Source organism: Citricoccus zhacaiensis (genome assembly GCF_014645315.1).
GTDB lineage: Bacteria > Actinomycetota > Actinomycetes > Actinomycetales > Micrococcaceae > Citricoccus > Citricoccus zhacaiensis.
Genome location: NZ_BMLQ01000002.1, coordinates 217951 through 243947 on the forward strand (window position 1 = coordinate 217951; position 25997 = coordinate 243947).

At 70.6% G+C, this 25997-nt stretch carries 23 protein-coding genes; 14 read left to right on the top strand and 9 right to left on the bottom strand.

From position 1 onward, the window contains the following. Window positions 1–169: 169 nt before the first annotated feature. Window positions 170–874 (bottom strand): fasciclin domain-containing protein, encoded by a 705-nt coding sequence (locus tag IEX49_RS04370; RefSeq protein ID WP_229672233.1) that lies wholly within the window; start codon window positions 872–874, stop codon window positions 170–172. Between the two features lie 160 nt (window positions 875–1034). Here IEX49_RS04370 and IEX49_RS04375 point away from each other — a divergent pair, with 160 nt between their 5' ends. From IEX49_RS04375 to IEX49_RS04400, 6 genes are all read left to right on the top strand, one after another. Further along, the gene (locus IEX49_RS04375; protein ID WP_188804560.1) at window positions 1035–2321 is read left to right on the top strand and encodes a methyltransferase domain-containing protein; all 1287 of its coding nucleotides are present in this window, start codon (window positions 1035–1037) and stop codon (window positions 2319–2321) included. A 156-nt stretch (window positions 2322–2477) separates the two neighbouring features. Beyond that, window positions 2478–5957 carry an HAD-IA family hydrolase gene (locus IEX49_RS04380; RefSeq protein WP_188804562.1) on the top strand — a complete coding sequence of 1160 codons (3480 nt, stop codon included), beginning with the start codon at window positions 2478–2480 and terminating at the stop codon, window positions 5955–5957. A gap of 168 nt (window positions 5958–6125) precedes the next feature. After that, window positions 6126–6521, top strand: coding sequence for a hypothetical protein (locus IEX49_RS04385; protein ID WP_188804564.1), 396 nt, complete (start codon window positions 6126–6128; stop codon window positions 6519–6521). Next, a complete protein-coding gene (locus IEX49_RS04390) occupies window positions 6518–7726 on the top strand; it encodes a nitronate monooxygenase (RefSeq protein ID WP_188804566.1) in 1209 nt (402 codons plus the stop codon). The genes IEX49_RS04385 and IEX49_RS04390 overlap by 4 nt, the downstream gene beginning before the upstream one ends. Further along, window positions 7723–8997, top strand: coding sequence for a sensor histidine kinase (locus IEX49_RS04395; RefSeq protein ID WP_229672235.1), 1275 nt, complete (start codon window positions 7723–7725; stop codon window positions 8995–8997). Before IEX49_RS04390 ends, IEX49_RS04395 begins: the two co-directional genes overlap by 4 nt. Before the next feature lie 57 nt (window positions 8998–9054). Further along, entirely contained in the window at window positions 9055–9879 is an 825-nt protein-coding gene (locus IEX49_RS04400) for a response regulator (protein ID WP_188804568.1), read from the top strand. Between the two features lie 6 nt (window positions 9880–9885). Here IEX49_RS04400 and IEX49_RS04405 read toward each other — a convergent pair whose 3' ends face one another. Beyond that, window positions 9886–11346, bottom strand: a complete 1461-nt coding sequence (locus IEX49_RS04405) for an L-lactate permease (RefSeq protein ID WP_229672236.1) — start codon at window positions 11344–11346, stop codon at window positions 9886–9888. A gap of 195 nt (window positions 11347–11541) precedes the next feature. Here IEX49_RS04405 and IEX49_RS04410 point away from each other — a divergent pair, with 195 nt between their 5' ends. The 6 genes from IEX49_RS04410 (at window position 11542) to IEX49_RS04435 (ending at window position 18395) form a co-directional block, all read left to right on the top strand. Continuing rightward, window positions 11542–12324, top strand: coding sequence for an ABC transporter ATP-binding protein (locus tag IEX49_RS04410; protein WP_188804571.1), 783 nt, complete (start codon window positions 11542–11544; stop codon window positions 12322–12324). Between the two features lie 3 nt (window positions 12325–12327). Continuing rightward, a complete protein-coding gene (locus tag IEX49_RS04415; RefSeq protein WP_188804573.1) occupies window positions 12328–15090 on the top strand; it encodes an FtsX-like permease family protein in 2763 nt (920 codons plus the stop codon). Window positions 15091–15187: 97 nt separating this feature from the next. Continuing rightward, window positions 15188–16009, top strand: coding sequence for a GRP family sugar transporter (locus IEX49_RS04420; protein WP_229672238.1), 822 nt, complete (start codon window positions 15188–15190; stop codon window positions 16007–16009). Between the two features lie 81 nt (window positions 16010–16090). Next, complete coding sequence (locus IEX49_RS04425; RefSeq protein WP_188804575.1) at window positions 16091–16543, top strand: VOC family protein; 453 nt, start codon at window positions 16091–16093, stop codon at window positions 16541–16543. A 77-nt stretch (window positions 16544–16620) separates the two neighbouring features. Continuing rightward, window positions 16621–17436, top strand: coding sequence for a helix-turn-helix transcriptional regulator (locus IEX49_RS04430; RefSeq protein WP_188804583.1), 816 nt, complete (start codon window positions 16621–16623; stop codon window positions 17434–17436). 62 nt (window positions 17437–17498) lie between these two features. After that, complete coding sequence (locus tag IEX49_RS04435) at window positions 17499–18395, top strand: VOC family protein (protein ID WP_188804586.1); 897 nt, start codon at window positions 17499–17501, stop codon at window positions 18393–18395. A gap of 5 nt (window positions 18396–18400) precedes the next feature. Here the strand turns inward: IEX49_RS04435 and IEX49_RS04440 are convergent, their stop codons facing one another. Continuing rightward, a complete protein-coding gene (locus IEX49_RS04440) occupies window positions 18401–19078 on the bottom strand; it encodes a DinB family protein (RefSeq protein ID WP_188804588.1) in 678 nt (225 codons plus the stop codon). 114 nt (window positions 19079–19192) lie between these two features. Between IEX49_RS04440 and IEX49_RS04445 the strand changes: the two genes are divergently transcribed. Further along, window positions 19193–20350 carry a DUF368 domain-containing protein gene (locus IEX49_RS04445; RefSeq protein WP_188804589.1) on the top strand — a complete coding sequence of 386 codons (1158 nt, stop codon included), beginning with the start codon at window positions 19193–19195 and terminating at the stop codon, window positions 20348–20350. 39 nt (window positions 20351–20389) lie between these two features. Here the strand turns inward: IEX49_RS04445 and IEX49_RS04450 are convergent, their stop codons facing one another. From IEX49_RS04450 to IEX49_RS04460, 3 genes are all read right to left on the bottom strand, one after another. Then, window positions 20390–20845: an NUDIX hydrolase gene (locus IEX49_RS04450; protein ID WP_188804591.1), complete on the bottom strand. Its 456-nt coding sequence runs from the start codon at window positions 20843–20845 to the stop codon at window positions 20390–20392. Between the two features lie 133 nt (window positions 20846–20978). Beyond that, window positions 20979–21311 carry a carboxymuconolactone decarboxylase family protein gene (locus tag IEX49_RS04455; protein ID WP_188804594.1) on the bottom strand — a complete coding sequence of 111 codons (333 nt, stop codon included), beginning with the start codon at window positions 21309–21311 and terminating at the stop codon, window positions 20979–20981. A gap of 85 nt (window positions 21312–21396) precedes the next feature. Next, a complete protein-coding gene (locus IEX49_RS04460) occupies window positions 21397–22293 on the bottom strand; it encodes a PhzF family phenazine biosynthesis protein (protein WP_188804596.1) in 897 nt (298 codons plus the stop codon). Window positions 22294–22350: 57 nt separating this feature from the next. Between IEX49_RS04460 and IEX49_RS04465 the strand changes: the two genes are divergently transcribed. Further along, window positions 22351–22992 carry a maleylpyruvate isomerase family mycothiol-dependent enzyme gene (locus IEX49_RS04465; protein ID WP_188804597.1) on the top strand — a complete coding sequence of 214 codons (642 nt, stop codon included), beginning with the start codon at window positions 22351–22353 and terminating at the stop codon, window positions 22990–22992. A gap of 4 nt (window positions 22993–22996) precedes the next feature. Here the strand turns inward: IEX49_RS04465 and IEX49_RS04470 are convergent, their stop codons facing one another. The 3 genes from IEX49_RS04470 to IEX49_RS04480 all read right to left on the bottom strand — a co-directional run bounded on the left by IEX49_RS04470 (window position 22997) and on the right by IEX49_RS04480 (window position 25919). Beyond that, complete coding sequence (locus tag IEX49_RS04470; RefSeq protein WP_188804599.1) at window positions 22997–23647, bottom strand: NAD(P)-dependent oxidoreductase; 651 nt, start codon at window positions 23645–23647, stop codon at window positions 22997–22999. Window positions 23648–23804: 157 nt separating this feature from the next. Then, on the bottom strand, window positions 23805–24380 hold the full coding sequence (locus IEX49_RS04475) for a TetR/AcrR family transcriptional regulator (RefSeq protein WP_188804601.1): 576 nt from the start codon (window positions 24378–24380) through the stop codon (window positions 23805–23807). A 36-nt stretch (window positions 24381–24416) separates the two neighbouring features. After that, on the bottom strand, window positions 24417–25919 hold the full coding sequence (locus IEX49_RS04480; RefSeq protein ID WP_188804603.1) for an MFS transporter: 1503 nt from the start codon (window positions 25917–25919) through the stop codon (window positions 24417–24419). Window positions 25920–25997 lie beyond the last annotated feature (78 nt).

Here is a 25997-nt window from a genome sequence, read left to right on the forward strand (position 1 = left end):
CGTTCTTCTCTCGTCGATTGCGCCTGGCGGCGGGGGGCGGACAATGTGGAACTTGAAGAGTGTCGCTAGGTCAAGAGTGGCGGGTGCGGAAGTGGCCGGCCCCGCACCTCCTTCGGTACTGGACCGGCCACCTCCGCGCCGTCAATGGACCGGCTCAGCCGGTGGAGGATCAGTCCATGGCCGGCATCAGGACGGAATCGACCAGGTAGACGGTCGCGTTGGCGGTCTGCACGCCACCGCAGATGACGTTGGCGTCGTTGACGGTCAGCTCGTCACCACTGCCGGCCACCTCGAGGTCCTCGCCCTGCACGGTGGTGTGGGTTCCGGCGATCTCATCCGGGGAGATCTGGCCGGGGACCACGTGGTAGGTGAGCACCGAGGAGAGCATATCGGCATCCTCCACCACGGCGTTCAGGTCTGCCTCGGGGATGGCGGCGAAGGCGTCATCCACCGGGGCGAACACGGTGAACTCGTCACCGTTCAGGGTGTCCACCAGGTTGACATCCGGGTTCAGTTCGCCGGACACCGCCGAGGTGAGGGTCGTCAGCATGGGGTTGTTCGAGGCGGCCACGGCCACGGGGTCCATGGCCATGCCCTCCACCGAGCCGGCACCGTCCGGGACCTCCTCTGCGTAGGCGGCGCAGCCCGGGCCGACCAGGTTGGCGGCCGGATCCATCATGGACTCCGAGGCACTGGCAGATCCAGATCCGGACTCCATGGACTCCTCCATGGACGGCGAGGCGGTCATGGAGGATTCGGACGAGGCGGCCGCCGAGGAGGAGGCCGGCTCGTCTGCGGCGCCGCCACAGGCGGTCAGTCCGAGTGCCGTCACAGCGAACAATCCAAGCATGGTGTTGCGCATCGTGGTCTTCATGATGACTACTCCTTGAAGTGCGTGGAACGTGCTGTCCCACTGGTGCCTCCCGCCGGTCTTCCGTGCGGGCTGTCATGGAGTATTCGGAGCCACCCGGCCGGCGGATGGGTCCGGGTGGGGAATCGGCAGAACTTTCTTCAGCCACTAACCTTGAGACACCATGCAATGCCCCCATTTCGACGCCGGCGAGTGCCGTTCCTGTCCCCTGATGGGCGTGCCCTACGCGGAGCAATTGGACCGGAAACAGGCCGGCGTCCGCCGCCTCCTGGATCCGGTGGCCGGCACCCGGACCCCGGATGGCTCGCAGCTGTGGCTGGACCCGGTCCCCTCACGTGAGTCCGGCTTCCGCAACAAGGCCAAGATGGTCGTCACGGGCACCGCCGAGAACCCCCGGCTCGGCATCCTCGATCCACGCCAGCATCCCAAGCACCATGACGGCACCGGTGTGGACCTGCGCGACTGCGGCCTCTATGAACCGGCCCTCGGGGCGGCCTTCCCCGTGGTCGCGGAGGTCATCACCACTGCCGCACTGACCCCGTACAGCGTCGGCACGCGCACCGGTGAGCTCAAGCACGTCATCATGACCCTCTCCCCTTTCGGCGGTCTGATGATCCGGTTCGTGCTGCGTTCCACGGACCAGCTGCCTGCCCTCCGTGCTGCGGTCCCCGCCCTGCTGGCGGCCCTGCCGAACACCGAGGTGGTCACCGCGAACCTCCTGCCGGAGCACCGCGCCCTGCTCGAAGGCCCGGAGGAGATCCACCTGGCCGGGGCACAGACGCTGACGATGCGTCTCAACGGCATCCCCCTGAACCTGCGCCCCCAGGGCTTCTTCCAGACCAACACCGCCATGGCGGCCGCCCTCTACTCCCTGGCCGCCGAGTGGCTGGACACCACGGATGCCGCCAGCGTCTGGGACCTGTACTGCGGCGTGGGCGGCTTCGGCTTCCAGCTCGCCGAGGTCCGCCCTCACGACGACGGCCGGCCCGGCCCGCTCCCGGCCGGCACCGAGCGCACGGTCTGGGGCCTCGAGACGTCCGCGGACGCCGTCGCCGCCGCCCAGGTGACGGCACGGGAGCTCGGCGTGCAGGACCGCGTGCGCTTCGCCGTCGGGGATGCCACCGCGATCCCCACGGGACGAACACCGGACCGCGCACCCGACCTCGCCCCGGACGGGCCGCCGGCCATGGGCACCGGCGCCGGCGAGGTGCCCGCGGAGCTGCCGGACGCTGTCGTGGTCAATCCGCCGCGGCGCGGCATCGGCTCGGAGCTGGCGGACTGGATCCAGGCCTCCGGGATTCCGCACGTGCTGTACTCGAGCTGCCATGCCGCCACGTTGGCGCGGGACCTGGAGCACCTGCCCGGGTACCGTCCGGTGCGGGCGCGGCTGCTGGACATGTTCCCGCAGACCGAGCACTACGAGGTCCTGATGCTCCTCGAACGGCGCTGACTTCCCCGGCCCCTGCGCTCGCCGTGCCCGGGTGGCCTCGGGTTGATCCACTGCACGTCCCCCTCGTTAGGCTGGCCCCAAGACCTGTGGCCGGGTCCATGCAGGGGACTGACCGCGATCGTCCCGAGGTCACCGCCCGAGGAACAGGAAGGCTTCATGCATCCACTGACTCGTCCCGTCCAGCTGACGGGACCCGCCCGCCGCCACACCCTCCGCCATTTCCGAGCGGTCATCTTTGACATGGATGGGGTGGTCACGGACACCGCCGGCGTGCACGCCAGGGCGTGGAAGGAACTCTTCGACGCCTCGATCGCGGCGGTCGGCACCCTGCCCCACAACCTGGCCACGGTGACCGCGGACCCGCGAGCGCTGCGCCCCTTCGACCACGTCACAGACTACCTGCAGTTCGTGGACGGCCGGCCCCGTGAGGACGGTGTCCGGGCCTTCTTCGCCTCCCGCGGACTGGTGGTGCCGGAAATTCCGGACGTGCTCACCGAGTTGTCGGGCCCAAGGGCTCCCGCGGGCCCGGAGGCTGCCGCGGGAGCAGCTGCGGGGGCGGCGAGCACGCCGGCCGCCGAGGGGGTCGACGTTGGCGCGGACGGCGCGCTGACCGTGCAGGCCCTGGCGGCCCGCAAGCAGGGATTCTTCGAGGAGGTCCTGGCGCGCGAGGGCGTCGCGGTCTTCCCGGAGGCTCTCGCCCTGCTGACGCAGCTGCGGCACGATTCCGTGCCCACCGCCCTCGTCACCTCCTCCCGCAACTCCGCGGCGGTGCTGGGAGCCGGCCACGTGGACAAGCTCTTCGACGTGGTGGTGGACGGCAACACCGCCCTGGAACGGGACCTGCCCGGCAAACCCGATCCGGCGATGTTCCGGCTGGCCGCCCAGCAACTGGGCGTGGAGCCGGTGGACGCGATCGTCCTTGAGGACGCTGCCTCCGGAGTGCAGGCGGCGCACGACGGCGGCTTCGGCCTGGTGGTCGGCGTGGACCGGGCGCGTGACCCGGACCGGCTCAAGAACGCCGGCGCGGACGTGGTGGTGGAGGACATCACCATGCTGCACCTGGAACAGCGCACCACCCGGCCCTTCGACCCGAACTGGGTGCTGGCCTATGACGAGTTCGACCCGGCGGAAGAGGGCACCCGGGAGGCCCTCTGCACCCTGGCCAACGGCTACTGGGGCACGCGTGGCTCCGTCCCCGGCACCACCTCCGGCCCCACCCACTACCCCGGGACATACGTGGCCGGCGTCTTCAACCGGCTGACGTCCACGGTCCAGGGCAAGGCGGTGGAGACGGAGCACATGGTCAACGCCCCGGACTGGACGTTCGTGCTGGTCACCCTGGACAACGGCGAGGAACTGGTGCCGGGCAACCCGAACATGGTCTCCTACCGCCAGGAGCTGGACCTGCGCCGAGGGCTGCTGAGCCGCACCATGCGGTTCCGGGATGATCGGGGCCGCACCACCCGGGTCAGCACCCGCCAGTTCCAGTCCTTCGCCGGCCACCACCTGGCCGCCATGGAACTGACGGTGGAGGCCGAGGACTGGACCGGCACCGCCACGGTGCGGTCCATGATCGACGGCCGTGTGTCCAACCAGAACGTGGCCGATGACCGCGAGCTCGCCTCGGACCACTGGGAGCCGGCCCAGACCCGGGAGATCGACGGGGAGACCGTCCTGCTGGAGACCGTGACCAGCCAGTCCCGCGTGCACGTGGCCACCGCCGCGCGGACCCGTTTCCAGTCTCCCGCCGATGCGCCCGAACCGGTCCGCACCCCGGTGGAGCTGGGCCCCATGGTGATCGGCCACGACATCGAGATCGAGCTCGCCGAGGGCGTGCCGGTGATGTTCGACAAGATCGCGGCAGCGGCCAACACCCACGACCACGCCATCTCCTCGGTCTGGCACAACGCGGCCAAGCGGATCGAGCGGACCGGCTCATTCCGCCAGCTGCTGACCTATCACGAGGAGATGTGGGGCATCAACTGGTCCCGCTTCGCCGTGAAACTGGACCAGGCCCCGGAGCAGCACGGCCACCTGCTCCCCCCGGCCACCCGGCTCGACGCCACCGAGGCCCTGGTCCGCAAGGGGGCCAATCAGCGCCACCAGATGGCTCTGAACCTGCACACCTTCCACGTGCTGCAGACCAGCTTCGGCTCCCGCCGGGACCTGGACGCCGGCCTGGGCGCCCGTGGCCTGCACGGGGAGGGCTACCGCGGGCACATCTTCTGGGACGAGATCTTCATCTATCCCATGCTGACACTGCGCCGGCCGGAGCTGACCCGCGGACTGTTGATGTACCGCTACCGCCGGCTCGGCGAGGCCAGGGCCAACGCCCGCGCCGAGGGATACCAGGGCGCCATGTTCCCCTGGCAGTCCGGGTCAGATGGTCGCGAGGAGACGCCCACCGAGCTGTGGAACGAACGCTCCCAGCAGTGGATGCCGGACAACTCGCACCGCCAGCGGCACGTCTCCCTGGCCGTGGCGTACTCCGTGCTGCGTTACGTGGAGGCCACGCAGGACCAGACCTTCGTCTCCGACTACGGCGCCGAGATGCTCGTGGAGATCTGCCGGTTCTTCGTGTCCATGACCCACTACAACCCCGAGCGCGGCCGGTACGAGTTGCACGGCGTGATGGGCCCGGACGAGTACCACGACGGCTACCCGGAGGCCCCCGGCTCCGGTGTGCGGAACAACGCCTACACCAACGTGCTGCTGTCCTGGGTGCTCTCCGAGACCGTGCGGCTGGTGCACTGGCTGGACGGACTGGACGACCCACTGACCGAATGGCTGGACGTCTTCGAGGATGAGCTGGACCACTGGGCGGACATCAGCCTGAAGCTGCGGGTACCGTTCCAGGACGGCGGCGTCATGAGCCAGTTCGACGGCTACGAGGACCTGCTGGAGTTCGACTGGGACGCCTACCGGGCGAAGTACGGCAACATCGGGCGGCTCGACCTCATCCTGCAGGCGGAGGGTGACACCACGAACCGCTACAAGCTCTCCAAGCAGGCGGACGTGCTGATGCTCACCTACCTGTTCTCCTCCGAGGAACTCCAGGGCATCCTCAACCGGATGGGGTACCACTTCACCTCCGAGGACTTCGCGGCCACCGTGGACTACTATCTGGCCCGCACCTCCCACGGATCCACCCTGTCCCGGCTGGTCCACGGCTGGGTCGCGGCCCGCACGGACCGCTCCAGCTCCTGGGAACTCTTCCAGGAGGCCCTCGAGGCGGACCTGTCCGACACCCAGGGCGGCACCACCCGCGAGGGCATCCACCTGGGGGCCATGGCCGGCACCGTGGACATGATCATCCGCTGCTACGCCGGCGTGGAGACCCGTGCGGACACCCTGTGGCTGCACCCCCTACTCCCCCTGGAACTGCCGGGCCTGCAGTTCACCATCCGGTTCCGCCGTCAGCCGTTGAGCGTGCGCATCACCCAGTACTGCATCACCCTGGAGCTGCTGGACGGCTCCGCCCATCCCATCCACCTCAACGTGGAGGGCCGGGACAAGACCATGCATCCGGGCGAGAAGTGGACCGTGCCGCTGCTGAACCGTCACCCGTCACTGACGGCTTCCGTGGACCCCATGGCGTGTGTCTCCCCGGACGCCAACCGGCTCGGCATCCTCTGACCCGCCTGCGTTGTGTGTCGAGTTGGGGTGGGTGTTTCGGCGAAACACTCACCCCAACTCGACGGAAAACGAGAGGGTCTGGGTCATCCCCTGGTTGTACACCGCGGGCCACAGGTTCACCCTCCGGTGTCTTCTGCGAGACCGGTCCCGGCGGGCACTCTGGAGAACATGAGCACGCCGACCCTGACCCCCACCTCCGCCACCACCGCCACCCACGCTGACGCCACCCACACCGATGCCCCCGCCGAGGATCTCCGCGTCATCACCATCCCGGCCACGGACGGAATGGCCGATTCCGAGCCCGTCCACCACGTCATCTCGGCCTCCAGCTACGCCGCGGACATCACCGACCCGGCCGCCGAGACCCGCCCCGCCCGTACCGAGTCCACCGGTCGCGGCCCTGCCCTGCTGGGCATGCTGCTCGCCATGATCGCCGTGGGTGCGTTCCTCACCCAGTTCACGGACGCCGGCCAGGAGATCGTCCTGGCCGCGATGCTGGTCTCGGCGCTCGCCACGGCTGGCATCACGCAGGTGCTCGCGCTCCGTGCCAGAATCCACCCATGAGCTCTGATTCACCCGACGCCCCGCTCACCGGCTCTCCGTTCGTCTCACCGGCCGCGCCCGGCACCAGCCCGCACACCGCCCCGCAGTTCGCGCCTCCCGCGGTACCCGTGGTCGCCGCGCCGATGGCCGGCGGCCCCTCCACCTGGCAGCTCGCCGTTGCGGTCTCGGCCGCGGGCGGTCTGGGGTTCCTGGCCGGCGGCATGCGTCCGGTGGACCAGCTCACCGCGGACGTCGAGGCGGCCCGCCAGGTCACGGACCGGACCATCGGGGTCAACCTCTTCGTCCCCGAACCGGCCAACACCGCCATCCCCGCCTCCCGCAAGGCACCCGGTTCCGAGGCACGACGCCGGCGCGCGGCCGAGGTGGCCGCCTACCGTTCCGCGCTGCTCGCCGAGGCGGCAGCCCTCGGTGTGGACCTGCCCGGTACCGACGTCCCGCCCACCCAGGGCCCGGCCGTGAACCCGGACGCGATGGACGGCTGGGACGCCAAGCTCCAGGCCGCCGAGGCCGGCGCCTGGCCCCTGATCACCTTCACTTTCGGCCTGCCCGCACCCGAGGTCTTCGACCGGCTGCACGCCGCCGGCTGCGTCCTCGGGGTCACCGTGACCACCGTCGAGGAGGCCACCGCCGCCCTGGCCCACGGCGCTGACGTGCTCAGCGTCCAGGGGCCTGAATCCGGCGGCCACCGCTCCGTCCACGATCCCCAGGCCGCCCCCGCCACCACCGCCCTGGCCGAGCTGCTCGCCGAGGTGCGGGCCGGCGTCGGGCCCCAGGTTCCCCTGTTTGCCGCTGGCGGCATTACGGACGCGGATGGGGTGCGTGCTGTGCTGGCCGCCGGGGCCGCCGCCGCCCAGTGCGGCACCGCGTTCCTGCGGGCCGAGGAGGCCGGCACCTCCGCCCTGCAGCGCGCGGTCCTGGAGCAGACCGCCGCCGGCACCCGCTTCACTCACGGCGACGGCTCTGCCCGCACCGCGCTGACCCGCGCCTTCTCCGGGCGCTGGGCGCGGGGCCTGGAGAACCGGTTCATGCGCGACCACGCCGACGCGCCGGCCGCGTATCCGGAGGTCAACGTCCTGACCCAGCCGCTGCGGGCTGCGGCCACCGCGGCCGGTGACGCTGAGGCAGTGAGCCTGTGGGCCGGCGTCGGAGCCGCACGGACGCGCGTGGCCCCGGCCTCGGAGATCCTGGCGGACCTCACACCGTGAACCCTCTGCGCCGCCTCGACTCGTTTTTCCGCAACCATCCCGTCATCACGGATGTGCTGGTGGCGTGCGTGTTGGTGCTCCTGTTCTCCACGCTGTCGATCGGGGCTGCGGCCCCCATGTCGGGTTCGGGAGCGTCGTCCATGGGCTGGGAGATACTGGCGTTCATCATCTCGGTCGGCCAGCTCGTCCCGTGGGCCATCCGGCGGTGGAAGCCCGTGCTGGCAGCTGGGGTCACCGTGTTCTTCTGTCTTGTGCAGCTGCTGATCGGCCCGGACCTGCTGCCCTCGGTCATCATCGTGCCGATGATGGTGCACAACCTCGCCGCGAACGGGCCCCGGTGGGCCTCCTTCGCCGGCCTCGGTACCGCCCTCGCGGGGGCCGTGCTCAACGGAGCGAAGATCGCCTACGCCCCGCCGTCCTTCCTGGATCCAGGTGCGGATCTGATCTCCAACAACGCGTCGATGTACGCCGATTCGGCCCAGCAGGCCGTGATCGCGGTGTCCTTCGCCGTGGGGGCCGCGGCGATCGTGCTGGCGGCGTGGGCCTTCGGCGATCTCGCCCGCACCCGCCGCCTGGCCATGGAGCAACTGCGGGACCGGGCCCGGCAGCTCGAGGTGGAGGCGGCCCAGGAGCGCGAACTGGCGGCAGCGGACGAGCGGAACCACATCGCGCGCGAGATGCATGACATCGTCGCGCACTCGCTGCAGGTCATCATCACCCAGGCCGACGGCGGCCGGTACGCCGGTGCGCACGACCCGCAGGTCGCCGTCAACACCCTGGGCACCATCTCCGAGACCGGCCGCAAGGCCCTCGGGGAGATGCGCCGGCTGCTGGGCGTGCTGCGCGGACCGGAGGCCACCGAGTTCCACCCGCAGCCCGGGCTGGTGGACCTCGAGGACCTCATCAACACCATCCGCCTCACCGGACTGGATGTGGACTACTCGGTGGAGGGCACTGCCCGCCGGGCCCTGCCGACCGGCGGCGAGCTGGCGGCCTACCGTGCCGTGCAGGAGTCCCTGACCAACACCGTCCGCCACGGTGGCCCGAACGCCCGGGCCACGGTACTGCTGAGCTGGACCGGCACCGGCCTCGAGATCGAGGTCACGGACAACGGGCGCGGAGCCGCCGCCTCGGAGTCCACCAAGGGCTCCCAGCAGGGTCTGGTGGGCCTGCGCGAACGCATCGCCCTGTTCGGCGGCTCCGTCCAGGCCGGCCCCCGGCAGGGCGGTGGCTTCGCCGTGCGCGCCTCGGTGCCGTATCAGGAGATCTGAGATGCCGCCTGTGCACCTCCGCACCGCAGGGAGCACCGGACAGGAGATGATGGAAGCGTGACCGAGACCCAGCATCCCGCAGCCATTCGCGTGGCCCTGGTGGACGACCAGCAACTCGTCCGCTCCGGCCTGGCCATGCTCATCAACTCCCAGCCGGACCTCGAGGTCGTGGCCGAGGCCTCGAACGGCCGGGACGCCGTGGCCTCCCCCGCCGTCCGCAGTGCCGACGTGGTGCTGATGGACATCCGCATGCCGCAAATGGACGGCATCTCCGCCACGCGTGCCCTGCTGCCCCAGACGCCCGACGCCGGCCCCGCACCGGCCACGGCTGGCCGCACCGCCTCGGACGGTCGCGCCACCACGGACGGACCGGGGAACGGCCGCGCCGCCCACCCGAGTTCGCTGGGCGGTGCGGCCACGGGCGAACCGGAGGGACCGCGCGTCGTGGTGCTGACCACTTTTGACCTGGACGAATACGCGTTGGAGGCAATCGAGGCCGGGGCATCCGGGTTCCTCCTGAAGGACGCGCCCCCGGAAGAGCTGCTCGCGGCGATCCGCACGGTGCACCGCGGTGACGCCGTGATCGCCCCCTCCACCACGCGCCGCCTCCTGGACCACATGGCGCCGACCCTGCGCCGGGACCAGGCGGCCGACGATCGGCGCCAACGGGAGACGGCCTCCGTGGATTCGCTCACACCGCGAGAGCGCGAGGTGCTCGTGCTGATGGCGCGCGGTGACTCCAATCAGGAGATCGCCGCCGGGCTGTTCCTCTCCGAGGCCACCGTGAAGACCCACGTGGGCCGGGTGCTGGCCAAGCTCGGGGCCCGGGACCGCGTCCAGGCCGTGGTGACGGCCTACCGGGCGGGCCTGGTCACGCCGTAGCCGGATTCACCCGGCGGCGGGCAGGAACAGCAGGCAGGCGAAGCCCCAGATCACCAGGCAGGCCAGGAAGAAGGGCATGGTGATCCGCAGCAGGGCGCCCCGGCTGAGCGTCCGCCCGGGGGTGTCCTCGAGCACGTGCGGCTGGGCCAGCCGGTAGGCCAGCTCGATCCGGGCGGGGCTCGTCAGGCAGCCGAGTCCGGCGGCGGCGTTCTGCCCGCCCATGACCCAGAGCGGCTCCACCCCGAGGGCGTGGGCGGCGGCGGTCTGGGTGCCACCGAACATCGAGTTCGCCCCCGTATTGGAGGCGGTGATGTAGCCGCCGAGTCCGCCGATGAACGGCACCAGGAACAGGAATCCGCCCCCGAGAGAGGTCAGCGCGGCGGCCAGGCTGTCCGCCAGCCCACCACCGGAGATGGCGTAGCCCAGCAGCAGGTAGAGCCCGGTCGGGATGGCCGTACCCAGCCACATCCGCCCGGTCTCGCGCGGCAGCAGCCAGCGGTGGTGCCGTTCCATGGCCAGGATCCACACGCCCGCCAGGGCACCGCTGATGGACCACAGTGCCGGGGAGCCCAGCACAGCCCCCACGCCGTTGGGCAGCAGGGTGCGCTCGATGACCTGACCGGCGATGGTCCCGAGGAGCAGGATCAGATACGGGGACAGGTAGCGCCAGGGGGTGGGCTGGAGCTTGCCCCGGCTGATGATCACGGCCCACAGGGCGGCCATGACCAGGGAGCCGACGGCGCCGGCCACGGCCGTGCCGAGCAGCAGGTTGGCCAGCACGACGACGGAGCCCTGGACGAGCCCGGCGGTGAACCCGGTGGCGGCCCACACGGCGTAGGCCTTCCACGTCAACTCGCCCCGGTGGGCTCCCACCTCGTGGGATCCGCGGCCCGCCACGATGGCGGCCAGGGTCCCCCCGCCCACGAAGGCCACGATGTTGAAGGCCCCGGAGGCCAGGCCCATGTCCAGCAGCGGGACACCGGCGATCTCGGCGCCGAGCAGGGTGCCGGGCGCCATGGATCCCCACGGGGCCACCGTCAGGCCGAGCAGGGAGAGCAGCGCCGCCCGCAGGGGCGTGAATCCCAGGGCCAGCAGCAGCGGCAACCCGATGATCACGGACACCCCGAAACCCGTCACTGATTCCAGGAACGGCACCACGCCCGTCACCATCAGCAGCGCCGTGGAGACGGTGGGCCCGCCGCCGGCAGAGAGCCAGATCGCGATCCGCTGCTGGCCGCCGGTGCGGTCCATGACCCGAGACAGCAGGATGCCGCCGCCGATGATGGCCAGCACCTCCACGACCGTCCCGGCGCCACCGCCGAAGGCCTCCCCCACGTGGGACCACGGGGTGGCGAACCAGGCGACGGCGATCACCAGCGCGGCCGCCAGGCCCACACCGGGCGCCACCCAGGAGGGGAGTTTCGTCGGGAGTAGTCCTAAGGTCAGCACGATCGGCAGAGCCGCCATGACCACATCCACTGACGGCCTCCACTTTCTGCTGGGCATCCCTGTTCGCGGGCTCCGGGCTCGGCCCCCGCACCGTCGAATGCTACCCCTGAGTCCGGGAGGACCCCGAGTCATCCCTGAGGATGACCCTGATTGGCCACGGAACGGGCCCGTCGGTGGATCCGTGGCGGCGGTGAAACCGGTTGAGTGGGTGCCATGGATACCAGTACGGACGTCATCGCCTCCACCACTCCCGCTTCCCCGGACACCCCCTCGGCCGCCATCTCGGCTCGCGGCCTCGTCAAGACCTACGGCAAGGGCGAGGCTGTGGTCCACGCCCTCGCCGGCGTGGACGTGGACTTTGCCGAGGGCCGCTTCACCGCCATCATGGGCCCCTCCGGTTCCGGCAAGTCCACCCTCATGCACTGCCTGGCCGGCCTGGACACCGCGGATTCCGGCTCCATCGTGCTCGGCGGCCGGGAGATCACCGGCCTGAACGACACCGAGCTGACCCGGCTGCGCCGCGACCGGATCGGCTTCGTCTTCCAGGCCTTCAACCTCGTCCCCACCCTGACGGCCGAGCAGAACATCGTGCTGCCCCTGGACCTGGCCGGCAAGCCGGTGGACCAGGCCTGGATGGCCGATGTCGTGGGGATCCTCGGCCTGACGGACCGCCTCAAGCACAAGCCCCACCAGCTCTCCGGCGGCCAGCAGCAGCGCGTGGCCGTGGCCCGGGCCCTGCTGACCCGCCCGGACGTGGTGTTCGGCGACGAGCCGACCGGCAACCTCGACTCCGCCACCGGCGCCGAGGTGCTCTCCCTGCTGCGCCGCTCCTCGCGGGAGATGGGCCAGACCATCATCATGGTCACCCACGATCCGGCCGCCGCCGCCTACGCGGACCGCGTGGTCCTGCTGGCGGACGGCCAGCTCGCCGGCGAGATCACGGACCCCACCCCGGACAACGTGCTGGCCTCCCTCGCGAAGCTGGGGGTGGCCTGAGCCATGCTGAAGCTCGCCCTGTCCCAACTGAGGGACCAGCCGCGCCGCTACATCTCGGTGCTGCTGGCCATCACCATCGGCGTGACGTTCCTGGCCTCCGCGCTGCTCGTGGGCTCCTCCTCCACGGCCAGCCTGCGCAACTCCATCGGCGCCACCTACTCCAAGGCCGACCTGGTGGTCGGCCCGTCCTCCGGCTCCGGCGACACGTTCGATGCCATGACGTCCATGGCCGAGGTGGCCGGTACCTCCTCCGAGCCCGGCCCCCTGCAGGACGTCGAAGGCGTGAAGGACGCCTACGCCCACGTGGTCTCCTCCGTGGGCGTCCAGCGTCCCTCCGACGCCGAGGGCGAGGGCACCTGGAGCCCCGACTCCGACTTCGCCATGGCCTCCACCGTCCCCGAGGACACCTCCCTGGTGGCCGAGCGGCTTACGGCCGGCGAATACCCGGCCGCCGGCTCCACCACGGAGATCACCCTGGACGAGCGCACCGCCGAGAACTTCGGGCTCGACGTCGGCTCCTCCACCTTCCTGATGTCCGGCATGTCCTCTGACGCGGCCGGCCGCAAGGTCACCGTGTCCGGGCTGACCGAGGTCTCGCAGAACCCCAGCGCGATCGGCGCGATCCAGCTGAAGGTGGACGACGCCCTGGCCGAGGCCCTGAAGCTCGACGCCGTCCAGGCCATGGCCCCCGAGGCCGGTGCCGCCGGCGAGGAGGCGGTTGACCCGGAGGAGATCCTCGGCCAGGACTACGCCGAGTACGTCCTGATCAGCCTCGAGGACGGGGCCGACCAGGCCGCCGTCCAGGCCGCCCTGCAGGAGTTCGCCAAGTCCGAGGGGATGGCGGTCACCGTGGCCACCCCGGACGTGCAGGCCCAGGAGCAGGTCGCCCAGATGGCCGGCTCCAATGTCTTCGTCTGGGTGCTCGGTGCCTTCGCCGTGATCGCCCTGCTCGTCACCGCACTGGTCATCTCCAACACCTTCTCCGTGCTGGTGGCCCAGCGGTCTCGCGACCTGGCCCTGCAACGGGCCCTGGGTGCCTCCCGCCGGCAGGTGCGCGGATCCGTGCTGGTCGAGGCCGGCGTCATCGGCATCATCGGCGCGATCATCGGCTCGGCCCTGGCCAGCGGCATCGTGGCGGCCCTCGTCCTGTGGGGCTCCACCAACGAGGGCTTCGGATTCCTGACCTTCGAGGCCAACCCGCGGGACCTCCTCGCCTGTGTGGCCGTGGGCATGGTGATGACGATCATCGCGTCGATGTCCGCCGCCCTGGCCGCGACGCGCGTCTCCCCGCTGGAGGCCATGCGCCCCCGTGAGGACGCCGCCGTCGGCAACCGGGCCGGAGCCCTGCGTCTGGTCTTCGGCACCCTGTTCCTGGCGGTCGGCGCGGCCGGGCTGGTCTGGGGCGCCGCGGAGGCAAATCTGGTGACCGCCGTGGCCGGCGGCGCGCTGTCCTTCGTGGGCGTGCTCATGCTCGCCGTGCTGTTCGTGCCCGCGGTCGTCTCCGTGGCCGGACTGGCGGCTCGCCCGGCCGGCGTGCCCGGCCGGATGGCCCGCCTCAACGCCACCCGCAATCCGGGCCGGACCGCCTCCACGGCCGCGGCCCTGCTGATCGGCACCACCCTGGTGGCCATGATGCTCACGGGCGGGCGCACCGCCCAGCAGCAGATGGACACCATCTTCGCCACGGAGTTCCCCGTGGACCTGCAGGTGGAGCTCGTGTCCGGCAGTGGCAATGAGTCCGCCGTGGGCGCCGCCCCGCCAGCCGGTGACGGCTCTGGTGCCGCCGGCGGCATGGGCCTGGACTCCTCCGAGGCCCAGACGGCCCGGGACAACGTGGCGCAGGTGGAGGGGATCGACGCCGCGGCCCTGCTGCTGCCGGCCGGTGTGACCGAGCCTGCAGCAGGCGACGGTTCGGCCTCGGGCGAGGGTTCCGACGCCGGCGCACCCGTCTATGCCGCCGACCCTGCGGACCTGAGGTCCGTCGTCTCCGGCATGCCGGAGGGCGTAGGCGCCGACCGGCTCGGCGAACCCGGGACCATCCTGATGCCCAACACCGTCGAGACGGACACCGTGACCGTCACCGGCGCCAGCGGTTCCCTAGAACTCGAGGTCATCCAGAGTGCCTCCTCCACCGTGCGGCCCGTGATCACCCTCGAGGATGCACAGTCGATCGGTCTGGCGGAGAACGCCGGCGCGGCACCGCAGCTCTGGCTCAACGCCTCGGACACGGTCACCATGGACGGCCTGCAGGAGCTGAACACCGGGATCGCGCAGGCGGCCGGGGTCTCCCAGGACAAAATCTCCGGGGACCTCAGCATGCGGCTGATGTTCTCCGTGGTGATCGATGGCATGCTCATGGTGGTCACCGCCCTGCTCGCCGTCTCGGTGCTGATCGCCCTGATCGGCGTGGCCAACACCCTGTCCCTGTCCGCCATCGAGCGCTCACGGGAGAACTCGCTGATGCGGGCCCTGGGCCTGACCCGGCGCGGGCTCCGCGGCATGCTGGCCCTGGAGGCCGTGTTGATCTCGGGGGTGGCGGCACTGATCGGCTCCGCTCTGGGAACCGTCTACGGCGGCCTGGGTGCTCACACTGTCTTCGCACCGATGGCGGCCGGGATCGGTCAGTCCATTGTCTGGCCGGTCGTCCCCTGGTGGGAGTTGGCCGTGATCGTGGGCGTGTCTGTGCTGGCCGGGCTGCTCGCCTCGGTGGCCCCCTCGCAACGGGCCGCGAAACTGGCCCCGGTACAGGGGCTCGCCCTGGCCTGATCCGGGCTGATTCCACCCTCCTCCGGGAACCGACAGGCTGACGTGATGGCCGCTGGGGACGTACCCTGGCGGCCATCGCTCTGGCATGATGGGCCCGATGTTGGCGCTCGCCTCCGCCGTGGTCTATGGCCTGGTCGATTACGCCGGCGGGATCCTGTCCCGCCGGCTCCACTACGCCTTCGTCGCCTGGGTGGGCCAGGTGGGCGGACTACTCTTCGCACTGCTGGCCGCGATCGCGGTCCCCACCGAACATGTCGGTCTCATCGATCTGGGGTTCGGTGCACTCTCAGGAGTCGGCAGCGCCGTGACCATGCTCTACCTGAACCGTGCATTGGCCCGCGGGGACATGAGCGTCGTCCTGCCCATCAGCGCCGTCACCGGCGTGGCCCTGTCCGTGCTGTGCGGGGTCTGGTTCCTCGCCGAACAGCCCGCGCCGGCGGCATGGGTGGGCATCGGAGTCATGTTGCCGGCCCTGTGGCTCGTCTCCAGCGGCAGGAGGCGACACCACGGCTCCTCGGCGATCCGGGACGGACTCATCGCGAGCGTCGGCGTGGCGGTCCAGTACATCGGGCTGGGCCTGGCCACCGACGGCAGCGGTCTCTGGGCAGTGGTCGCCGGCCGTGCCGCCGCGGTCCTGGTCCTCGCTCCGGTGTTCACCACCGCCCGGAACGCCTGGCCCGTCAGCTGGGCAGACACCGCCAAGGCCTTGACCATCGGGGCTGGAGCCGCCCTCGGACTCTCCTTGTACCTGCTGGCCACGCGGCAGCAACTGCTCGCGATCGCCGTCGCGCTGGCCTCGCTCTACCCGGTGATCCCAGTCCTGCTCGGGGTCTTCGTCCTCCGTGAACACGTCACCCACCGGCGGATCATCGGCCTGGTGGCCGCCGGCGTCGCCGTGGTGCTGCTCAGCCTCGGGTAGCCGGTCCTACGGCCCGCGGCATCGTCGGGCTGCGCAGGATTGGAGTCGGCCCCGGGACAGCACGGTCCTAGGGTCGATTCCATGAACCAGACCAGCACGGGCATCGGCTCGAACATCTACGTCAACCTGCCCATCCAGGACGTGGCTGCGGCGAGGACCTTCTGGACCGCGGTGGGGGTGCGCATCTCGGAGGACTACTCCGATGAGAACGCGCTCTCGCTCTCCTTCAGCCAGCACGTCACCGTGATGCTGCTGGCCCGGGACTTCTACGCCAGCTTCCTCAACGGCAAGCCGGTGGCGGACACCCAGGCCGCCAACGGCGCGATCATCGCCCTGGACGCAGCGGCCCAGGAGAACGTGGACCCGTTCGTGGACGCCGCCCTGGCCGCCGGAGCCACGGAGGTTCCGCCCAGTGATCCGAACCCCGCGCAGGAGATGGTGGATGCCGGCCTGATGTACGGGCGCACCTTCACGGACCCGGACGGCCACCAGTGGGAGATCCTCTGGATGTCCTCGGAGATGCCCGCCGGCTGAACGCTCACCCCGGGCAGGCCGGATTCGGAGCACATGACATGCTGACAACAGCCGTGGCACGCCACCACACTAGGTCCGTGAAAGACCAGCGCGGAGAGCACGTGGCCGCGGCGCAGCGGGCCGCCCTGTTCATTGCCACCCATGCCACCGAGCCCATCACGGTCGCGGACATGGCCGATGCCGCCGGCTACAGCCAGTTCCACTTCACCCGGATGTTCGCCCAACAGCTGCGCGTCACCCCCAACCGCTTCCTCGCCGGAGTCCGGTTCCACCGGGCCAAGGAACTGCTCCTGACGGAGGACCACTCCGTGGTGGACATCTGCCACGAGGTGGGGTTCTCCTCCCCTGGCACGTTCACCCGACGTTTCCGTGACGCGGTCGGCGTGGCACCCTCGGAGCTGCGCCGCCTCGCGGACACCCTCACCACCACCACGTTGGCCCCGTTCGCCGTGCTCCCGCCCGGCATCACGGAGGCCGACCTGACCGAAGGCGTGCCGAATCCCACCACCGGCCAGCTCGGGACCGTCCACGGCACCGTCCGCCTGCCGCCCCATCTGCGCGGCGGACCGGGCCTGGAATCGCTGGTCTGGATCGGCTTCTACCCGTCCCCGTCCCCTGCCGGCCTGCCGGTGACGGGCGTCCTCCGCCTCGGCGAGGGCTCGTTCCGATTGCCCCTCGTCGCCTCCGCACCGTGGCTGCTGGCCACGGCCGTGCCGGCCACCACGGAACCGGTGGAGCACCTGGCCAACCCGCGTCCCGCCGTCGGCGTCCATCCCCAACCGCTCACGGCCTCGGCCACCGTGGCGCTGAGCCTGGACTTCGCGGCCCCGTGGCAGTTCCCGATGCTCAGCGCGCTGCCGTCGATGATGCCCCGGTACCGCCCACCGGCCTGACCCATCCGAACCCGGCGAGACCAACCGGCCCCGCCATCCTCCGCCGTCACCAGGAGACCACCATGACCGCGAACACCAGCCCCGCCGCCAGTACCGCTCACACCGGCATCACCGCCGGACCACCCGTCTGGGTGGACCTCGGTGTCCCGGACCTCGATGCCGTCAAGGGCTTCTACCAGTCCCTGTTCGGCTGGGAGTTCGAGGACATGGGACCGGACTTCGCCAACTATCACATGATCACCCGCCACGGTGCGTCGGTGGGCGGTGCCATGTCCCAGATGGAGTCCGACGCCGATCAGCCTGCCGCGTGGACCGTCTACCTCAAGAGCGACGACATCGAGAAGTCCCTGACGGATACCGCCGCGGCGGGCGGCAGCGTGATCGTCCCTGCCATGCCGATGCCCGGCCTCGGCTCGATGGGTGTGGTGATCACGCCCGGTGGGGAAGGCATGGGCATCTGGGAGGCGGACGGTTTCGAGGGCTTCGTCCTGGACGGCACCGTCGGTGCCCCAGTCTGGTTCGAGGTCATGAGCTTCGACTACGACGCCGATGCCGAGTACTACCGGACGGTCTGGGGATGGGAGCCGACGCTGCTGGGGGACGACGGCCAGGAGGCCGGCGCGGACACGGACGCCGGTGCGAGCGAGCAGTCAGACGAGACCGTCGCGACCGACGACGCCGGCGACGGTACTGAGGGCGGGCGTTATGCCAACAACCACCCGGGCGAGGCCGCGACCGCCGGACTGTGCGATGCCCCGCGCAACTGGTTCCCCGAGGGCACCGGCTCCTTCTGGCGCCCGTACTTCATCGTCGAGAACGCCGATGCCGCCGCGGACCTCGTCCGGGCGCAGGGCGGGACCGTGCTGGACGGCCCGATGGACACGCCCTTCGGCCGCCTGGCCACCGTGGCCGACCCGGCCGGGGCCACGTTCCAGATCTCAGAGCTGCCGGCCGGGTAACGGACTCACGTATTGGGGGTGTCCGGCAGCGTGTCCGGCGCGCCCGTGGCAATCTGCCGCAGCCGCTCGGTGTAGCCGGCCCACCAGTCCGCTGAAACACCGTCCGCCTCGCCGGGGAGGTTGGTGTTGCCGGGCGCCAGGCCGGCGGCACCGTCGAACAGTTCCCGCACGATGTCCGCGTGCCCCAGGTGCCGCTGGTACTCGGCCACCATGTGCACCAGCAGCCGGCCGAGCGTCACGGTCCCGTTCGTCCACCACGGAACGTGCCCGACGGCGGCCAGGTCCAGTTCCGCGATCGCCGCATCCGACGCGGCGGCGCAGCGGTCCGCGAGCGCGAAGACCCACTCCACCGATTCCTCAGCCGTGGCATACATGTCCGCGTTGGGCTCCGAGTCGTCATCGAACCACGGCATCTCGATCCCGGAGGGCCGGCCGAAGCAGCCGGTGAAGTAGTCGACCTCCACCGAGGCCACGTGCTTGAGGACCCCCAGCAGGTTCGTGCCGGTGGGGGTCATGGGCGTGCGGAGCTGGCGCTCGGTGAGCCCCTCGAGCTTCCACCGCAGGTCACGCCGGGCGGTCATCAGGTAGTGGTGCAGGACGGCCTTCACGCCGCCGTCCTCCGCGGAGCCGCTGGGCGGCGGTGATGGTGCATCGGTCGGCGAGGGCGGCGGCGCGTCAGTCATGGGTGACATGGTCCCACTTGCAGGGGGAACGGACCAGTGCCCGGATCGGTACACTCGGGACTTCGCCCATCCCGCCGTCCGCGGCCCGCAGCGACCCATGGAGTCCCCCGCCTCATGTCCAGTGCCGAGTCCAGTGCCGAGTCCAGTTCCGAGCCCACCCCCGCGTCCGATGACGTGCCCGCGACCGCAGGCACCACCGCGTCCGCAGCGCTCTCCGCGGAAGGACCCACAGCAGGAGCGGGGTCCGGGACCACCCCGGCAGCCGGACCGTCCATCCCGGCCGGGCGGCCGACGTCGTTGCTGGGAAACCTCGTCCGCGGGGCTCTGATCGGAGCAGTGGAGACCGTGCCCGGCGTCTCCGGAGGCACCGTCGCGCTGGTGGTGGGCATCTACCACCACATCATCGACTCCGCGGCGCACGTCATCTCCGCGGTCCGCCGGCTGATCACCGGTCCGGACCGCACGGCAGGGGCGCGAGAGCACCTGGCGTTGGTGCACTGGAAGGTCGTCCTTCCCGTGGCCCTCGCCATGGTGGTCGCGGTGTTCACGGTGGCCGGTCCCATGGCGGATGCCATGGAGAGTCACCCGGTGCAGATGCGTGCCCTGTTCTTCGGCATGGTCCTGGCTTCCGTGGCCGTGCCGGTACGGATGATGCTCCAGGGACTGACCACGCAACGGTTCAGGGCCGTGGCGTCCGGCCGCGATCCCGCTGTGGTCCGGTTGCGCCCCGGCCATGTGATCGCCGGACTCGGCGCCGCGGTGGCCACGTTCCTGCTCGTCTCCCTGCCACCGGCGTCCGTGGAGGCCCACCCGCTCGTCCTGGTCCCGGCCGCCATGGTGGCGGTGTCAGCCCTCGTGTTGCCGGGACTCTCCGGCTCGTTCCTCCTGCTGACCTTCGGACTCTACGAGCCGACCCTGCGCGCCGTGGACGAACTCGACCTCGCCTACCTGGGGATCTTCGCCCTCGGCATGGTGCTGGGCATGGTCTTGGTGGTGAAGCTGCTGAAGTGGCTCCTGGACCACCGTCACACGATCACCCTGGCCGTCCTGAGCGGCGTCATGGTCGGCGGCCTGCGGACCCTGTGGCCCTGGCAGGACGAGAGCCGGACGCTGCACGCCCCCGGCGAGGGAGCAGGCCTGGTGCTGCTGCTGTTCCTGGCGGGCTTCGCGGTGGTCGCCGTCCTGCTCTTGGTGGACGCGCGGCTGCAGAAGCGGTTCCTGCGGGAGCACGGCCGGCACGGCCAGGCTGCCCCGGAGACAGCTGCATCGTGATCAGAACGGACTGATCAGAACGGTTCGATCAGAACGAACTCAGAACGGGCGGCGGCGCGCCAGCTCCGGGAAGACGGCCCGCAACAGCGGTGCGACGCCGTGCCCGGCCGGGGCCACCGGGGCGGCCGGGTCCATCCAGACCAGTTCCTCGATCTCGGCGTTGGCCTCCGGAACCTCATTGCGGGCCAGCGGACGCAGGAGGACGAAGACCTCCGAGTGGAGCTGGTGCCCGTTCTCATTGGCGGCCGGGGTGTCCCAGGCGCCGATGTGCTCCAGGTCCTCCGGGGGCACGGCCAGGCTCGTCTCCTCCGCCAGTTCGCGGATCGCGGTGTCCAACGGGGTCTCGTCGTCCTGGGGCTTGCCACCGGGGAACATGAACATGGTGGTGCCGGCCTTGCGCACCGTCAGCACCCTGCCGTCCGGACGGTACAGCACCACCGCGGCAACCGCGATCGGCTGGGTGGTGCTGGGTCCGTCCGGAACTGAGTTCTGCATCCCCCCATCTTCTCCCGGCCGCCGCGAAAAGGTTGAAGATGTCAGCGAGGGCGTGTTGTACCCGGCGGTAGGCACTCCGGGACAGTGGCGCGGGCAGGGCGGGCGGAGCCCTGCCGCCGGGGACCGAGAAGTGTCAGGCCTCGTCGTAGAGGCGGAACGCCAGGGTCCCGTGAGTGACCGCCGCGCCCGCCCCCAGGGCGGCGGCGATCATGCTCGCCTCAGCGATCTGGGCCTTGGTGGCACCGGCCTTCTTCGCCTGACCCACGTGGACCTGGATGCAGTAGGGGCACTGGGAGGAGATCGCAACGCCCACGGCGATGAGCTCACGGTGCAGGAGGTCGATCGCTCCTCCCTCCCGGCCGATGCTCCCGTCGAACTTGGCATAGGCGGCGAACTCGGGGCCGGCCAGTTCCTTGTACTCGCGCAGTTGGTCGAGGTCTTCAGGGGAGTGGTAATGCGTGGTCATGGGGTGGTCCTTCCGATCTATTGAGGGGTAGGTCCCGGTGCGCGTCATGCTCTCACGTGCCGGGGAGCGCGGTCTACCGACTGGTCTACATCCGGACCGTGCCCTCGAGCACCGTGACGCAGTCCCCGCCCACCCAGATGGTCGCTGGGTCCGCGGCGCCCTGCTCCACGTGGACCCGCCCGGCGCGCTGCAGCGCAGTGCCTTGCGCGGCCACGTACCGGGCCGGCAGCCGCCCCGCGCCGATGAGCCACTGCGCCAGGCCTGCATTGAGGCTGCCGGTCACCGGGTCTTCCGGGATGCCCAGGCCGGGGACGAAGGCGCGGACCTCGACGTCGGCCGGGGACGGTGCGGTCACGTGCGGTCCTATGAGGCCCACCTTGAGTTCGGATCCGGCCTGCGGGGCTGCCCGCAGGACCGCTGCTGCGTCCCTGAGCAGCAGTCCCATCCAGCCGGGGCCGTTGTCCACCCAGGCCGCGTCCACGAGGTCGGCCTGTTCCAGCCCCGCCTCGGCCAGCGCGCGGTCCACGTCGGCGGGGTCCACCGGGCCGGAGCGCACCAGGGGCGGGGCGGCGAAGGCGAGCCGGCCGACGTCGTGGGCTGGTCCGTCCCCCTGCTCCCGGCGCAGTGTGATCAGGCCCGCCGCACACTCCTGCACGACCCGCCCCTCGGAGGCCGGGCGTCCGCCGGCGGCCAGCCAGGCGTGCGCCGAGCCGAGCGTGGGATGCCCGGCGAAGGGCAGCTCACCACCCGGGGTGAAGATACGCAGCCGGTAGTCGGCGGCGGGGTCCGTGGGGGTCAGCAGGAACGTGGTCTCGGAGAGGTTGGTCCACCGGGCGAAGGCCGCCATCTGTTCCTCGTCAACGCCGTCCGCCGCGTGCACCACGGCCACCGGGTTGCCGGCCAGCGGCTCCGCGGAGAAGACGTTGACCTGGGAGAAGGGGCGCGTGGTGAGGTGTGGCGCGGGCGCCGCGGGCTGGTCCATGCGCCGAGTGTAACCTCGGCCCGGATCCTGCCGGGCCCCGTGGCCTAGGGTGGGACCGTGAACCACCTCTGGGAACTCATCCACACCGAACGCGCGGCCCTCGCTGACGACCTGGCGGGCCTGGACGAGGAGCAGTGGCAGTTGCAGACGCTGTCCACGGCGTGGACGGTGGAGCAGGCCGTGGCGCACCTGACGGCGGGGGCCTCGACCGGCTTCTGGGCGTGGATCCGCAGCATCGTGGGGGCGGGATTCAACGCGGACCTCCACAACCAGCGCCGGCTCGAGGAACGGCTGGGCCCGACCCCGGCAGGGACGCTGGAGCAGTTCCGCGCCACCATCGACTCCACCGTCTCCCCCACCGGGACCCTGCAGGCCTGGCTGGGCGAGGTGGTCATCCACGGCGAGGACATCCGCGTGCCACTGGGCCTGCACCGGAACTACCCGGACGAGGTCCTGGTGACGCTGCTCGACTTCTTCGAGTCCTCGAACTTCACGGTCCCCTCGAAGGCCCGCGCCCGGGGGCTGACCCTGGTGGCCCGGGACGTGCACCACTGGGTGGGCGCCGGCCCGGAGGTGGAGGGCACCGCCCTGGACCTCATCATGGCCATGGCCGGGCGGCCGGTTCCCGCCGAGCGGTTTCGCGGGCCGGGAGCGCTCGACTTCGACGCCCGCGGCCACGAACCCTCCCAGCGCCGCTGAGGGATCAGGCGTCCGAGACCGTGAACCGGGTGTTGTGGTGGACCGGGTTCTGCAGCTCGTCGAGGATGCCCACGGCCATGGTGCCGGCGGTGGTGTGGGAGCCCCCGTCCGCGGCAGTCAGCAGGGAGTCTTGACCCACCTGCGGCGTGGTGGCCTCACCGGGGGTGAACATCATCTGCGGGGAGACCCCCACCCAGTCCACCGAGTCCACGGTGCGCAGATACTCCAGCTGCTCCAGGGCCGCCTCCGGGATGCTGATCCAGGCCTCGGAGCCGGGGGCCTTCCGGATGTCCTCGATCGCGAGCCGGCCGGTCTCCGGGTTGGTCAGCGAGCCTGCACCGAGGATGAACAGCAGCCGCGGGGACACCTGATTGGAGGCGGGCGCCGCCTGCACCAGCTGACGCACCAGGTCGTTGTGGGTGTGGGCCTGGTCCGGCGAGGTGCCGAAGGCGTCCACCACCGCGTCGAAGCCGGCCAGGTCCGCGGAGGTCAGGTCGAAGGCGTCCTTCTCCACGACGGCGGCCCCGGACCCCAGCAGCTCCCTCGCCTTCGCGGCGTCGCGGACGAGCGCCACGGCCTCCTCGCCGCGGCGCACGGCCTCGCGGTAGATCTCCTGGCCGGCCATGCCGGTGGCTCCGATGATGCCGATCTTCATGTTGTGCTCCTTCTCGACGACGTGTCCATCCTCAGGGATAACGGCGCGGGGCCGAGGTCTCTTCCCACCACACGGAATGCGTGCCGACATGGCCGGAGTCCAGGCTCGCCGCTTGGAGGTGCCTCAGCGCCTCAGTGCCGGCAACTATCCACGTAGATCATGTCGCGCGCGAGGTGGGGGCATAGGTGAGAGCGATCAGGTCTGCTTCAAGTGCAGAGCGGTCGGAGTCATTGAGGACAGGGCCCAAGAGCGGGGCGATGTTGCTGCCGTCGGCGGCCGCGATGATCATGCGGACGGTTGCGGGGTCGATGCCGTCGTCGAAGAGGGCGGCCCGCCATCGCCGTGCATCCTGTCGGGCCAATTCCTCCGGGCCCGGTTCGAACATGAGGCGCGCTGCGAGGGAAAGGTAGTCCCGCAGCCCGATGAGGTCCCTGGCATCGGCGAAGCACACCCGGATGTACGCCCTGGTGAGCCGTCCCGGCGTCTGTTCGTCCTCCTCGGCCGCAGCCTGCTCGACTTCCCGGCGGAACTGGCTCATCAGACTGCTGGCGAGACCGTTGAGGAGTTGCTCCTTGCTGGGGAAGTGGTAGAGCAGTCCTCCCTTGGAAACGCCGGCGGCCGCGGCGATGTCCGAGACGGGTACTGCCGTTCCGCGCCTGCCGATCAGCTGCGCGGCAGCTTCAAGAATGAGTCGTTTGGTGTCCTCCGCGTCGCGCCCAGCGGTGCGTGCCATGGTGTCGTCCTTTCTCTGCGCCTCAGATACAGGATCTCAGTGTTGGGCCGGCACGGCCGCTTTCGTGTTGGGGATGAGCGTGAACGCGACGACCGCGGCAATGACCATCACCAGCCCGGCGATCAGGGTGGTCGCCTGCATGCCGGAGACGAAGGCGTGCTGCGCCGCCGCCAGCGCGGCGCTGCCGGGTTCCAAGACCTCGGTCGCAGCGGCCAGCGAGTCCTCGGCCCAGGCGGCTCCCTCGCCGGCACCGACAGCAGACAGGTCCAGGTTGGATCGGTAGAACACCGACATCAGCGAGCCGAGGACGGCGATCCCCAGGGCGACACCGAGCTCGTACGCGGTCTCGGCGATCGAGGAAGCGGCCCCGGCCTTGGCTGGATTGACGGCGGAGACCACCGCGTCGACGCTGAGGGTCTCGGCGACGCCGATCCCCAGACCCAGCGGGACGAGCGCCAACAACACCCAGATCAGCTGTTCACTGCTCTCCAGGGTGGCCAGCAGCCCCAGGCCGATCGCGCCGACGAGCAGGGCGATGGCGATGGCACGCCCCCTCCCGAACCGGGCGAGCAGGAATCCGACGACCGCCACGGCGGCCATGGCCGCGAGCGCGACCGGCAGTTGCGCCAACCCTGCCTGAAGCGGACCGAGGCCCCGGGCGAGCTGGAGGTACTGGGAGAAGAAGAACAGCACGCCGCTGAGGGCGAAGACGGAGATGAAGTTCACCAGTACCGCACCACTGAAGGCGGAATTGCGGAACAGGTCCACGTCGATCATCGGTGACTCCGCTCGACGCTGGCGGCGCACGAAGGTGACGCTCCCGACCACGCTGGCCAGGATCGCGAGCACGGTGACCGCGTCGAACGTGCCACCGGTGATCTGCTTGACCGTGAAGACGAACGGCACGAGGGACAGCATCGACAGTCCGCTGGAGATCAGGTCGAACCGGCCGGGGTTCGGGTTGCGGGACTCCGGAAGGAGCACTCCGCCGAAGACCAGGACCAGCGCGATGACCGGCAGGTTGATGAGGAACACCGATCCCCACCAGAAGTTCTCCAGCAGTGCTCCGCCCAGCAGCGGGCCGAGCGCGATGCCGCTGGCGGCCGCTGCCGACCACAGCGCAATGGCGCGGGTGCGCTCGGTCGGGTCCGGGAAGATGTTCCGGATCAGCGACAGGGTCGAGGGCATGATGGTCGCCCCTGCCACGCCGAGCAGCAGGCGGGCCACGATCAACACCTCCGCCGTGGGCGCGAAGGCCGCCATCAACGAGGCCGCACCGAACGCGGCTGAGCCGATCAGCAACAACTTCTTGCGGCCGATCCGGTCGGCGAGGTTGCCCATGGTGACCAGCAGGCCCGCCAGGGCCAGCGAGTAGATGTCGCCGATCCACAGAACCTGGGTCGCGGTGGGTGACAGGTCAGCCGTCAGTGATGGCACCGCCAGGTACAGCACGGTCGCATCGATGGCCAACAGCAGGACCGCACCCACCAGGACGGCCAGCGAAGCCCACCGCCACCTCGAACCCGCAACGTCACCCATGCACACTCCCAAGAAACACAACCGTCTGGACGGTATAGTTTTAGTCCTGGGCGCCTCGGAGGTCAAGTTCACCCACGA